This is a genomic window from Methanosarcina mangrovi (genome assembly GCF_052057765.1).
Taxonomy (GTDB): domain Archaea; phylum Halobacteriota; class Methanosarcinia; order Methanosarcinales; family Methanosarcinaceae; genus Methanosarcina.
The window spans coordinates 4,310,766-4,323,730 of the sequence record NZ_CP195120.1 but is presented as its reverse complement, the minus strand read 5'-3'; the positions used below and the strand labels follow the sequence as shown (position 1 = coordinate 4,323,730).

Genomic DNA, 12,965 nt, shown 5'->3' with positions numbered 1-12,965 from the left:
GCACTATGAAATAAACTGAAGAATCCGGGTGTAAAATAATCCAGGTTCCTGAGGAATTTACGCTCCCGGGGAACAAAGATAAAGCATGAAGATCTGTCATAGACTGGATCCGAATAGATGAGATCCGTCATAGTGTGATCCAGACTCTTTGACATTTCATGCTACTTTACCCAGATTCAGGTACGTAAGCCCTCTTTAACTATAAATTCTTTTGTTAAGCCCGGCTTTTTCATTTTTTCCGCTCTTTTCTACTTTTTTCTTCAATTTATTTTTCTCCCGCAGATTAAATGATATTCGTAGTTATAGGCTATCCGCTTTCGGAACGGCATCTTCTTTTTCTGGATTTCCCTCACGTCTTTCAGATCAAGATCCTTTACATTTTTTAAACCTGCATTCTTAAAGTATTCGAGCGTTTTTTCCGGCGGGACTCCGTGACGGTTAGGAAGTTCATCATTTATCTCTCTGGAATAGTGCCCTTTTCTGGGATTCTTTCTCTCGGCGAGCAAAGTGCAGAAATCACTCACAAACCTCCTTGCCTTCGTTTCAAGGGTCCCGTCATTCCAGACCCCGTCAACAACAATAAGTACCCCTCCTTTCTTCAGCACTTTTTTCCAGTTAGTAACTGCGGTATCGGGGTGCGGAAGGGTCCAGAGCAGGTGGCGGTTGACAACAGCATCGAAGGTGCCTTCCTCAAATGGAGGGTTTTCTGCATCTCCTTTTTCGAATACGCTGTCAAACCCTTTTTTTGATGCTTTTTCCCTGGCTTTTGCAAGCATTTTTTCCGAAAGGTCAAGGCCGGTAACGTGGTGTCCCATTTCCGCAAACAGCAGTCCGATTTCACAGGTCCCGCATCCTACGTCCAGTACCTTTAACCTTCCCGGGGGGAGCAGGCTTTTAAAAACACTTTTCCAGGCTTCCCTTTCCATTTCACTCTGAATTCCGTGTCCCTGCTGGCTGTCGTAGGTCTCGGATGAGACATCCCAGATACGAGCAATATTTTGTTTGATCTGGTTTTCCTGAATGGTCATGTTTTAATGCCTCTGTTCATGTTTTCAATTGAGGTAATAGTCCCGTTTTCAAGGTAGGCGATCCTGTGGCAGACTTTCCTTAACACTTCAAGGTCATGGGAGATCAGCAGGTATGAGACTCCTGTTTCTCTCTGGAGTTTCTGCATAAGGCGCAGGATCTGAGCCTGGACTGAGACGTCAAGCATGGAAGTGGGCTCGTCAGCGACTATAAAATCAGGAGACAAAGCCATGATCCTGGCGAGCACTATCCTCTGGACCTCTCCTCCGCTGAGGTGGCCCGGATAGCGGGCAAGGTGTTCCGGGCGGAGACCTGTAAGTTCTGCCAGTTCTTCTCCTCTTTTCAGGAGGGCGTCCTGTTTAAGCCCGGAATGAAGTTTCAGGGGCTCAATAAGGTTTTCGAAGGCTTTCATACGAGGGTCAAGGGAAGTTTCAGGGTGCTGGAAAATCATCTGGATTTTAGGGCGCAGTTTCCGAAACTCTTTTTTGCCCATGCCCAGGATATCCACCCCCTGGACCAGGATCTCTCCCCCTGTGGGTTTTTCAAGCCCTACAATACATCTGCCAATAGTGGTTTTTCCTGACCCGCTTTTTCCGAAAAGTCCCAGGGTTTCTCCGCGGGATACCGAGAAACTGACGTTCCTGAATACCTCCGAAGTCCCGAACCTCATTGCCAGTTCGTTTACTGCAAGGACCGGAAGTGGCACCTGATCCAGCCTCCCTTGTGATTTTTTATTTCAGGATGCTTCCTGGAACACTCGGCCCCTGAGTACCTGCACCTTTCATGGAAAAAACAGCCCTCAGGAAGCTTTATCCTGCTCGGGCTCTGCCCGCTCAGAGGGACAAGCCCGTTTCTGGGCTGAGCCCGGACAAGCCCTTTCGTATAAGGGTGAAGGGGTGCTCCGAGGACTTTTGAAGCCCGGTCCAGCTCCACAATCTCTCCCGCATACATCACAGCTATGCGGTCGCAGATCTCAAGAGCCAGATCAAGGTCATGGGTGATCAGGAGCATTGTCTTTCCATACTCTTTTTTGATTTTAGTGAAAAGCTCCACCGCTCCTTCCTTTGCCTCGGGGTCCAGCCCCTTTGTGGGTTCATCCGCTATCAGGAGCTCGGGCTCGAAGGAAAGGGACATACAGGCAATCAGCCGCTGCCTCATACCTCCGGACAGCTGGTGAGGATAAAGGCTACAAAGCTTTTCAGGGTCTCTCAAAAAGAGCTGTTTCATGAGCTTCAGGGTTTTTTTCATCCCTTCCTTTCTTTCCGTCCCTTCGAATACCTCCTTCACCTGAACCCCGTTTTTCAGGACAGGGTTAAGGGCTCCGGCCGGGTTCTGGGGCATGAGCGAGATGCGTTTTCCCCGGATTTTCCGGAGTTCGGAAGGCTTAAGGGAAAAAAGGTCCTTGCCCTGAAAATAGACGGTTCCTGAAACCTTTGCATTTGCCGGAAGAAGCCTGAGCAGGGCAAGCCCGATTACGGATTTTCCTGACCCGCTTTCTCCTATGATCCCGAAAGTCTCCCCTTCCCTGACATCAAAAGAGACCCTGGATACGGCTTTTACGCTGTCTTCCCCTGCAGGAAACTCTATTGATAGGTCTCTTATTTTAAGCAGGCTCAATATATTTCCCCTCCGTCATGGTTCGGGTCAAGGAGATCCCTCATACCGTCTCCCAGGATACTGAAGATGACCACGATGAAGGTTATGGCAAGCCCCGGAAAGATCGTCTGGTAAGGAGCTGTCCTCATGAACTCCTTTCCTGCGGAAAGCATTGCTCCCCATTCCGGAACATCCGCAGGCAGCCCCACTCCAAGAAAACTCAGGGTGGCAATTGAGAGGATTACGTGCCCGAAGTCGATTGTGGCAAGTACCAGGAGAGGGGCGATGGCATTGGGCACTATATGCTTGCGGATTATACGGAGGTCTCCGGCTCCGCTTGTTACGGCGGAAAGGACAAACTCCTGTTTTTTGATGGAAAGGACCTGTCCCCGCATCATTCTTGCATACTTTGCCCAGTGGACAATCGAAAGGGCAAGCATCAGGTTGAATGCCCCGCTCCCGAGCACTCCCATAATGGTAAGGGCAAAGATAACCCCTGGAAAAGAAAGGAAGATATCTATAACCCTTGAGACGCTTTCGTCCACAACCCCTCCGTAATAGCCTGCTGCACATCCTGCGGCGGTTCCCAGGAACAGGGAAACAAGAACCACTCCCGAGGCAATGGAAAGAGAAGTCTGGGCCCCTACCAGGATTCTACTGAGCAGGTCCCTCCCGAGGTAATCGGTACCAAGAAGGTGCTCTCCTGATGGGCTAAGGTTTTTGTTCTTCAGGTCAATGACATTCGGGTCGTAAGGAGAAATCAGGGGAGCAAAAAGGGCAAGCCCGGCAAAAAGAAAAAGGGCTGCCAGCGCAAAAAGCATATCTTTTCTTTGAAAGATTCTTTTTGCAAATTCACTTTCGTAAGCTTCCGGCAGCAGGAAACTTTTTTTTCTTAACCTGTCAGCAAATGCATTATCCATAGTATCAGCCGTACCTTATCCGTGGGTCCAGATGCGTATAGAGCATATCCACAAAGAAATGCACGAGGAGGAACATTGTAACAATGGCAAGCACGCAGCCCTGGACCATGGGCAGATCCCTGGCCGAGATTGAGTCCACAAGCAGGCTTCCTATTCCCGGCCAGGCAAAGATCTTTTCAATCACAACTGCTCCTCCAAGCAGGCTTCCCATCTGAAACCCGATCACCGTGATGACGGGAAGCATGGCATTTTTAAGGGCGTGCCGGCTTATGATCTTCCATACGGGTAGCCCTTTTGCTTTTGCAAACCGGATGTATTCCTGTCCCAGGGTTTCAAGCATGCTTGTCCTTGTGACCCTCATAACCGCAGCAACAGAATGGAGGGACAGGGCTGCAGCGGGCAAAATTAGGTTTTCCAGGCTCCCGTACCCTGACACAGGCACAAGTTTCAGTTTCAGGGAAAATATCAGGATAAGCAGCAGAGCCACCCAGAAACCGGGCATTGAAACCCCAAAAAGCGTTGCAATCCTGAGGATGTGATCCGAAATCCGGTTTTCCCGGAGGGCAGAATAAATTCCCAGACTTACTCCCACAAGCACTGAAAGAACCATGCTTGCCCCTGCAAGCTGGATCGTTGCAGGCAGCCGCAAAGCCAGAAGGTAAAGAACCGGTTTTTTAAAGACATAGGAAGTCCCGATGTCCCCTCTCAATACGGCTTCTTTTACCCACCTGAAGAACTGCAGGTAAAGAGGATCATCAAGGTTGTACCGGTTTGAGATCTGGTTAATCTGTTCTTCGGTTACGCTTTCTTCCAGCCCCACGAAAGTATGCTTGATGATTAGCTCAGCTGTACTTCCGGGAATCACATTCATCAGGAAAAAAGTCAGAGCACAGGCTGCAAAAAGCGTAAGTGCCATGAAACCTGCCCTTTTCAAGAAATATTTCATGCTTCCTCCTCATGCGAACAGTGAGCAAATCCCCTTTCTTTCCGTTTTACTTTGAGTGGAAGGAAACTCAGGGTACGGGCCCGAAACCTGCACCCTTTCGAGACTCCTTTCTTTTCACTTCTCAAGATACATTTCTGCATTTATGCGGTAGTCGTGGGCTGTAGGGTCGAAAACATAACCCTTTACATAGTCCTTCTTTACAATTGCACAGCCGTAGTAAGCCACAATGATCATGGGCTGTTCGTCATATACAATAGCCTCGACTTCATTGAACTTCTTGTAGCGCTCTTCCAGGTCCGTTATCTTCCTGGCTTCCGTAATCAGGGTGTCTACTCCCGGATTGGAATAGCCGGGGGCATTGTCAGGTCCGTCTGTCATGTACCAGTTTGTCAGAATATATTCGGGGTCCGGAACCATTGCAATGTTGTAGGCGGCAAGGTAAAGGTCCCAGTTGCCCTTTTCTTTCCTGTCATTGATTGACCCCATCTCCATTACTTCTGTCTCCACATCTATGCCTGCCTCCTTCAACTGGGCGGCCATAGCTTCAGCCATTGGGGGAAGGCCCGGCCTTGCGGAATAGGTCATCAGGTTGAGCTTGAGGGGTTCTCCGTCTTTGTCCCTTATCCCATCCCCGTCAGTGTCCACCCAGCCTGCGGCTGTCAGGAGTTCATCGGCTTTTTCAAGGTCCCGGGTGTAGGGGCTCAGGCTCTGATTTGCCCAGACCATTGTGGGGAGGAAGGGGCCTGCAGCAGCTTCTCCTACATTGTAGAGCACGTGTTCCACGATCCCGGACCTGTCAATGGCATAGGACATCGCCTGCCTGACTCTGACATCTTCAAGAGGCTCATGTTTCAGGTTGACGTCGAGCTTGTAAACCCTGGGAGTCTTATACTTCTCCACGGTAATGCCGTCTATGGCATCAATCCGGTCCGTTTCGCTGTAGGGTACATCAACGGTAAAGTCAACCTCCCCGTTTTCGATTGCCATTGCTCTTGTGTTCGGGTCAGGGATTCCTTTAAGGATCATCGCATCAAGCCCTACTTCTCCTCCCCACCAGTTTTCGTTCTTGACGACCGTGAGGACTCTGGTCTGCTCATCAAAGGATTCGAACTTATACGGGCCTGTCCCGATGGGTTTTACGAACTCTCCGCTTTTGTCAAAAGAAGATGGGCTTATTACGGCAGTATCGGGGTAGTGGAGAATTCCGGGCAGGATGGGGTTGATTTCCGTGGTTTTGATTTTGAGGGTATAGTTGTCGACTACTTCCATGGAGTCTATCTTGAGCATGGAATCGACCCTCGGGTTTGCTCCAATGACCTTTTCCAGGGTAAACTTGACTTCATTTGCAGTCATCGGGCTCCCGTCATGGAAAGTAACATTTTCTCTTAGCCTGAACTCCCAGGTATTTTCATCGAGCTGTTCCCAGGAAGTTGCAAGCCCGGGCCTCAGGGAAAAATCTTCATTTGCTCCGACGAGAGTCTCGGTTACCGCGGCTTTCTCGCAGACCAGCGTCCCGCCGTCCCCGTCAATAGTGTTAATTGAATCTATTTCCCACATCTCTCCAAGTACAAGAGTGTTCGATTCGGATTTTCCTTCCGCCTGGGGGGCAACATCTGCCCCGGAGGCAAGTTCCAGCCCGGAAACTGCTTCCTTTGCGTCGCTTTTTTCCGTACTGCTGCACCCGGAAGTCATCAGGATGGCGCAGGTCAGCAGAATAATTAACAATATAAGCAGGGGGGAATTTTTGTTCTTCATTTCGGAATCTCCACTGTTTTTGATGATTTTTATTTCCGGCCGCAGATGAGATAATACTGATAATTGCGCATAATCCGTTCGCCTAAAGGCATATTCTCTTTCTGGGCCTGCCGGACCTCTTTCAAGTTCAAAGTCCGGACTTCCTCAAAACCTGAAGCTGCCAGGTACTCCTTTACTTTTTCAAGCGGAGCCCCTCCGGCGTGCGGGAGCCTGGATTTGAGTTCCTCGGAATATCCGGGGTGTCCTTTTCGGGGGTCTTTCCTTTCAAGAAGCAGGGTCAAAAAGGCGCCTATGTTTCTACGAGCCCTGTCTCCCAGGGTTCCTCTGTCCCATACTCCGTCGATGATCACAACTTTCCCATTTTTTCGGAGTACCCGATTCCAGTTCTCCACAGCCTTTTTCGGATCCGGAAGGGTCCAGAGCAGGTGACGGCTGAATACGATATCAAAAGAAGGGGTCATGAAAGGAGGGTTCTCTGCATCTCCCTCCCTGAAAGTTATTTCGGCCCCGCAGGCTTCAGCTTTTGACTCTGCGGTCTTTAGCATCTTTCTGGAAATATCAATTCCCGTAACTTTGTGCCCCATTTCCGCAAAGAGCAAGCTTAACTCTCCTGTCCCGCAACCGACATCAAGGATTTTCAAGCCCTTTTCCGGAAAAACCTCCCGAAAAGCACGTTTCCATGCATCTCTTTCTTTTTTACTCCGGATTCCGTGCCCGACATGAGTGTCAAACGTCTCAGATGCGAGGTCCCATTTATGGGCTACCATTTCTTTGATCCGGGTTTCTGAAGAAGACATCAACCAGTACTTGCCTATCTTATAATTAATAATTTTCTATTTTGTAACACTAATTATAATTAAAATCTATTTTTGTAGTATTAAGTTGTAGTGTCATCGTTATGGTGGTTACGAAAAGAGTAATGAAATTTGTGAAGATCTTACTACTTTCAAAGGTATTACTGATTCCTGGGGTATTAATGATATGTGAAGGTCTTACTGCAGGCCTTATCCGAATTCTTTCTCAGTTTTTTCCCTCATGATAGGTTAAAGAATCTGGACAGTTCATTATTGAGGCCACCGGATCTTCGGTCTTCTGCCTTTACATTGTTTCTATCCCGGCAGAGTTGCGGCTCTGCAGCCCAAGTTTCGCTTCGGGATCACAGGAAATCGGAAATTTTCTGGGAGTTGCACTGCAAGTGCAACAGCACGAGGTCCTTTTCGCTGCGCTCAAGAGGACTAACTAAAAACAACGGTAAAATAAAGAGACGCAGGAGAGCGGTCTTCCCCGCGAAAAAAGAGAAAGGAAGAACGAAGAAAATAGTAGTTAGAAAATGGCAGATGCCGTAGACGTTTGTGAGTACGGAAAAAAACTAAACAGGTCAAAGTGGCGGATATTTCAGTCTTTGTTTCTCTTCATTTACTCTGCTTTTTTCCTTTATTTTTTTGCATTGTAGATTAGACGAGTTCAGCCCTGCAAGAAATAGAATCGAAAAACAAAAGATTCCAGGGCGGGACCACAAAATCCGGATTATTTCAATCCATTGCTCCGAAATAATCCTCTATTCCTGTTTTTTCGTTGAGAAAAGGCCTTTTAGAGCTTTAATTCTTGTTTTCCTGTTATTTGGGGAGAATCTTTTCTCAATCGATAATTTTATAAAATACCTGTTTATATATTTTGAGCGCAAAAGTTTTGTCTTCCGTTTTTATAGATATGTCAAGCTCTACATATCTGGAAGCTGCAGAAGTATGGCTGGGTTTCTTTCCGATTCCTCTGCCAATTAAGAGGGGGTTTTATCCCTCAGGGAGTTTCATCCCTTTAACTGGAGTTTCGTCGTCTGAATCAACTAAATCCGAGAAATTTCTGTCCAGAAGAAGTCAACTATAAGTACAGTGTATCCTTGTGTGTTATGTTGAAATTTACATAATAACTCTCCAGATTACACATCTATCTGGCATTTACTCTGTCTTGACTTCAATATCTCTGTCGTTATGTTTATTTAAACATAACGGTGAAACCTGTGGCGGTGTATACATTGCATAAAAATTCAGATTCAGAGAAATCCAATATGGAAGCAATTCTAAAGCAGGTAAAGGATCCTGAGCTGCTTTCGCAGATTGAAAAGGTCGTCCCCTTTCACGGCTTCCTGACCTCAGGGGCATTAATCGGCATCCAGATGCTTAATATTGCAAGAAGGGAGCTCGATGTCCGGGACGGGGAGCGCATATACGTGACCTGTGAAACTAAAAGTTGCATGCCTGATCCCTTCCAGGTCCTTGCCGGGGCTACCATCGGAAACAACGGGTTGAAGATCAATAACCTGGGGAAGATGGCGGTTACGGTAAACAAACAGGCGCCTGAAGGAGTTCACGGCATAAAAGGTGTCAGGATCATCCTCGACCCTGAGAAGACAAAGAACTATCCAAAACTCCACGCCTGGTACCTGAACACTGAAAAGCTTCACCATGAAGAGGTCGTGCCCATCCTTCTGGCCGCAGGGGAAAAGGTGTATTCCTGGGAACCTGTGGACCTGGAAGTTCCGGTCAGGAAGAAAAAGAGGATACAGTGCTGCAAAAAGTGCGGTGAAATGTTCGTTCAACATGATAATGAGCTGCTGTGCGGCGGATGCACAGAATAACGCTGAGAGGTAAGCAAAATGCAAGATGATATGCGATTGTCTGTCTTTTCCGAAAAAAAAGACCGGCAGCTGGTCTACAAGCCTGAAAAATGCATTGGCTGCGGGACTTGCGTACAGGCATGCCCCAAAGGCACCCTGGCTGTTGGGGCCGTGGGAGTTATAGAAAGAGGGCTTCTGGATGCTGATTTCCTGGAAATGAAAGAAAGCGAAAACTGCATCGTCTGCGGAATTTGTGCGAGAGTCTGCCCCACAGGTGCTCTTGAGTTGAGGCAGGAAGGAAAAACCCTCAACGACAAATCCTATCTTTTCGAGGCCATGAAACCAACAACAGTAAACGAGAATTGCGTTCACTGTGGGCTTTGCGAAGATATCTGTCCCAGAGGCTGTATTGAGGTAACCCGGGAGATTTCAGGGGATGGGAGCCTGAAGCTGGTCGGAAAGACCCTCATTGATACCGAATGCTGCATTCATTGCGGCTGGTGTGCCGCAGTCTGTCCGGTGAGTGCTATTTCTGTGGAAAAACCCTTTGAAGGACGCTGGACACGGGATGAAAATGTCTGTCAGACCTGCCATACATGTGTGGAAGTCTGTCCTGCGAATGCTATTTTTAATAAAAAGGCTAAATCCGGAGAAAGAGTCGAAAAGATCAGTCACCGGCCGGACGCCTGCATTTACTGCGGGGCCTGTGCTGTTTCCTGTCCTGTGGATGCCATTGATGTCAGGAAAACCGCAATTCTGCCGGATGTGGAGAAAAAGGGTCCCCTCGAAAAAAAGCTGCTTGAAGTCCCTGTTCCGGAAGCTCTGCTCCGCACCCGCCTGGAAACGGATGAAGCCGCATGTCTGGGCTGCGGGAACTGTGTGATTGTCTGTCCGGTAAACGCTCTCGATAACCGTGAACTTGCCTCCGGATACCTTAACGATATGGACGAAAAGGCTCTCCTTGAGGTTAAAAACGGAAAAATTTCGGTCGTAAACCAGGACCGCTGCGGAGCAGACGGAGCCTGCGCCCTTATCTGCCCTGTAAATGCTATCTGGCTCGTGAAAAAAGAGGTGGAATAAATGGCAGGAACAATTGCAATCAAGAACGGATACGTCTTTGACCCCCTCAACGAAATAAACGGGGAGAAAATGGATATCTTCATCAGGGACGGAAAAGTCGTAAAAGAGCTTTCTGCAGCCGAAATGAAAGAGGCAAAGGTTATCGATGTCTCGGGCATGACCGTTATGCCAGGAGGGGTTGACTCCCATTCCCACGTTGCAGGTGCAAAGGTCAACGCCGGCAGGTCGATGCGCCCTGAAGACCATTATAAAGCAAATCTTAAGAAGACCGCACTCACCCATTCAGGTTCGGGTTATACTGTCCCCTCGGTCTACAAACAGGGGTACGATTACGCAGCAATGGGCTATACAACTGTTTTTGAAGCTGCTGTTCCTCCTCTTGAAGCTCGCCACACTCATGAAGAGATGCGTGCAACCCCCCTCCTTGACATGGGCGGGTACCTGGTGCTTGGAAACAACTTCTTCCTGATGCGCTATATCCGGGACGGGGACATGGAGAAGGCTGCTGCATATGTTGCCTGGATGATGAAAACCCATAAGACATATGGGATCAAATGCGTCAACCCTGCAGGTGTCGAAAACTGGGCATGGGGTAAAAACGTAAGTACTCTTGATGAGACTAATATCCATTTCGAGATTACTCCAAGAGAAGTCATTAAAGGGCTTACCGAGATCAACGAAACCCTCGGCATGCCAATGCCGGTCCATCTGCATGCAAACAACCTGGGCCACCCTGGCTGCTATACGATTACCAAGGATTCCCTCAAAATCCCCGATGGGGTAAAAACAAAGCAGAATATGGATGTGGAATGGGCAGAAACCAAAATGGATCCTTCAAGGGACCGTTCCGTATACCTCACTCACCTGATGTTCAACAGTTTTGCAGGCACAACCTGGGCAGACTGCGAATCCGGTGTTAAAGATATTGCTGACTACATCAACAACAGGGACCATGTGGTAATCGACAGTGGATGCACTCCCTTCGGAGAAGCAACAGTTATGACCGGAGACGGACCTGCCATTCACGACCTTTACACCCTTACAGGAAACAAGTGGTCGAACACTGACGTTGAGATGGAATGCGGCTCAGGGGTCCTTCCATTTACCTATCTCAAGTCCAACCCGGTGCACAGCCTGCAGTGGGCAATGGGGCTTGAATGTCTCCTGCTTATCAATGACCCTTGGAAGACCATCATGACCACTGACAGTCCCAACGGCGGACCGTTTACGAAATACCCTGAGGTTATGACCTGGCTCATGTCCGAGGCTTTCAGGAAGCAGACCTTCAGTGAGTGCCACAAGTGGGCAAACGACAGGAGTGCGCTCGGGGGCGTAAACAGGGAACTTTCCCTCTATGACCTTGCGATCCTGACCAGAGCCAACCCTGCAAAGACGATCGGCATGGTCCACAGAAAAGGCTCTCTGGGTGTGGGGGCAGACGGAGATGTTACAGTCTACAACATAAACCCGCAGCAGCTTGACGCAAACAATTACGAGGCTCTCCTCAGGACCTTCAGGAAAGCAGAATACACCGTGAAGGATGGCGAAATCGTGGTTGTTAAAGGAGATGTAGTTTCCCTGCCTGAGAAACGGACTTACTATTCCGAAGTACATGTAGAAAACGAGCGGGAAAAGGAGATGCTCGTCGATGTTAAGGATTGGTTCAGGTACTACACCCTGGGCTTTGCCAACTATCCGACTCCAGAGAAATATCTGGAAAATCCGACTCCCATACAGGTAAACGGTGAGAGGTGAAGTGATGACAGAGGGAGTACTTATTCATAAAAAAACCGATACTGGCAAAATTGCCGGAGAAATGGAAGAAGTAACGCTTATTCCTAAAGGAAAAATCGACATTAAGCTGGAAGCAGACGTGATCACTCCTGACTCCTTTGCAGGCAAAAGTGCCGGAGAAATAGGGATGCTTTCCGTCTGGCAGGGGCCAAAGACCTATCCCCTTTCCGATTTCTTTGAAGTGACAGGCAATGCGGGCAGTTCTGCTGCCGGGACCATGATCCGCATAAAAGGCGACGCAATGAGGATCAAAAGGATCGGGGAAGGCATGAGTGCAGGAAAAATTGAAATTGAGGGTTCCGCAGGCATGCATGTCGGGACCGGAATGAAAGGAGGCGAGATTCTCGTCCATGGAGATGCCGATTCCTGGGCTGGCATGGAAATGCTTGGCGGGCTCCTGCACATCAAGGGCAATGCCGGGGACCATGTTGGCTGTGCTTACAGAGGTAAGTGGCACGGCATGAAAGGCGGGCGCATCGTGATCGAAGGCTCGGCCCGGCACAATCTCGGAGGCGGCATGGACGGCGGTGAAATTCTGGTGGACGGCAATGTTGAAGGCTTCTGCGGGATTCGCCAGAACGGCGGGCTCATTGTTGTAAAAGGCGGAGCTCTCCGCACAGTGGGCGTGGAAATGGCAGGCGGAACCATAGTTATAGGAGGTAAAATACAGCGCTTCTCCCCGGGTTTCGAATTCGTGTCCATGGAAAACAAGGTCACTTCGGGTGAAGTTGAGTTAATAGGCGAATTCAAGAAGTTCACAGGGGACTATGCGATCAGCAAGAGGGCAAAAGGAGCTCTCTATGTGTCTGCAGCCGCAAACCCGGAACTCTGAGGTGAGATGCATGAAAGTATTACTCATTACCGGAAGTACGATTGATGAAGGCAGGCTTGCCAAAGGCGGGGACAAGTTCACGGACGATTACACTATGGAGTGTGCATCCTGCTGGATTTCTCCTGCGGATTTCATCTTGCTCTGCTCCCCTGAGAAGGTGAAAGTAACAAGCAGGGACGGAAAACATTCGATTGTCGTTTATACGAAATGTACGGATTCGGTCCAGCCGGGGCAGGTATTCATGCCGAGGGCTATCTGGTCAAATGTTGTCATCGACCCTGATACCCTTTCTACGGGCTCCCCTCTCTATAAGGGCGCCCCCGTAAATATTGAGCCCTCGGAAGAAGAGGTTCTTAGTGCCGAAGATGTGGTGTTGAAAGTTTATATCGGAGGGCAGTGAGC

The 12,965-nt window shown here is 48.9% G+C and carries 12 protein-coding genes; 5 read left to right on the top strand and 7 right to left on the bottom strand.

The genetic code is table 11. The annotated features are described in order from the left end of the window. Window positions 1-260: 260 nt before the first annotated feature. The 7 genes from ACSAZL_RS19070 to ACSAZL_RS19040 form a co-directional block, all read right to left on the bottom strand. Window positions 261-1,028, bottom strand: a complete 768-nt coding sequence (locus ACSAZL_RS19070; protein WP_440946149.1) for a class I SAM-dependent methyltransferase — start codon at window positions 1,026-1,028, stop codon at window positions 261-263. Then, the gene (locus ACSAZL_RS19065; RefSeq protein WP_440946148.1) at window positions 1,025-1,732 is read right to left on the bottom strand and encodes an ABC transporter ATP-binding protein; all 708 of its coding nucleotides are present in this window, start codon (window positions 1,730-1,732) and stop codon (window positions 1,025-1,027) included. Before ACSAZL_RS19065 ends, ACSAZL_RS19070 begins: the two co-directional genes overlap by 4 nt. Beyond that, window positions 1,708-2,643 (bottom strand): ABC transporter ATP-binding protein, encoded by a 936-nt coding sequence (locus tag ACSAZL_RS19060; protein WP_440946147.1) that lies wholly within the window; start codon window positions 2,641-2,643, stop codon window positions 1,708-1,710. Before ACSAZL_RS19060 ends, ACSAZL_RS19065 begins: the two co-directional genes overlap by 25 nt. Beyond that, the gene (locus ACSAZL_RS19055) at window positions 2,640-3,542 is read right to left on the bottom strand and encodes an ABC transporter permease (protein WP_440946146.1); all 903 of its coding nucleotides are present in this window, start codon (window positions 3,540-3,542) and stop codon (window positions 2,640-2,642) included. The genes ACSAZL_RS19060 and ACSAZL_RS19055 overlap by 4 nt, the downstream gene beginning before the upstream one ends. Window positions 3,543-3,546: 4 nt before the next feature. Further along, complete coding sequence (locus ACSAZL_RS19050) at window positions 3,547-4,488, bottom strand: ABC transporter permease (protein ID WP_440946145.1); 942 nt, start codon at window positions 4,486-4,488, stop codon at window positions 3,547-3,549. A gap of 114 nt (window positions 4,489-4,602) precedes the next feature. Then, on the bottom strand, window positions 4,603-6,243 hold the full coding sequence (locus ACSAZL_RS19045) for an ABC transporter substrate-binding protein (protein WP_440946144.1): 1,641 nt from the start codon (window positions 6,241-6,243) through the stop codon (window positions 4,603-4,605). Between the two features lie 29 nt (window positions 6,244-6,272). Further along, window positions 6,273-7,040: a class I SAM-dependent methyltransferase gene (locus tag ACSAZL_RS19040; protein ID WP_440946143.1), complete on the bottom strand. Its 768-nt coding sequence runs from the start codon at window positions 7,038-7,040 to the stop codon at window positions 6,273-6,275. A 1,268-nt stretch (window positions 7,041-8,308) separates the two neighbouring features. On the opposite strand from ACSAZL_RS19040, the gene ACSAZL_RS19035 reads away from it, so the two are divergent. The 5 genes from ACSAZL_RS19035 to ACSAZL_RS19015 are packed head-to-tail and all read left to right on the top strand — an operon-like array spanning window position 8,309 to window position 12,963. Further along, entirely contained in the window at window positions 8,309-8,878 is a 570-nt protein-coding gene (locus ACSAZL_RS19035) for an FmdE family protein (RefSeq protein WP_440946142.1), read from the top strand. 18 nt (window positions 8,879-8,896) lie between these two features. Continuing rightward, the gene (locus tag ACSAZL_RS19030; protein ID WP_440946141.1) at window positions 8,897-9,937 is read left to right on the top strand and encodes a 4Fe-4S binding protein; all 1,041 of its coding nucleotides are present in this window, start codon (window positions 8,897-8,899) and stop codon (window positions 9,935-9,937) included. After that, on the top strand, window positions 9,938-11,692 hold the full coding sequence (locus ACSAZL_RS19025; protein ID WP_440946140.1) for a formylmethanofuran dehydrogenase subunit A: 1,755 nt from the start codon (window positions 9,938-9,940) through the stop codon (window positions 11,690-11,692). A gap of 4 nt (window positions 11,693-11,696) precedes the next feature. Next, entirely contained in the window at window positions 11,697-12,563 is an 867-nt protein-coding gene (locus tag ACSAZL_RS19020) for a formylmethanofuran dehydrogenase subunit C (RefSeq protein ID WP_440946139.1), read from the top strand. Between the two features lie 10 nt (window positions 12,564-12,573). Then, a complete protein-coding gene (locus ACSAZL_RS19015) occupies window positions 12,574-12,963 on the top strand; it encodes a molybdopterin dinucleotide binding domain-containing protein (RefSeq protein WP_440946138.1) in 390 nt (129 codons plus the stop codon). The last annotated feature ends 2 nt before the right edge of the window (window positions 12,964-12,965 follow it).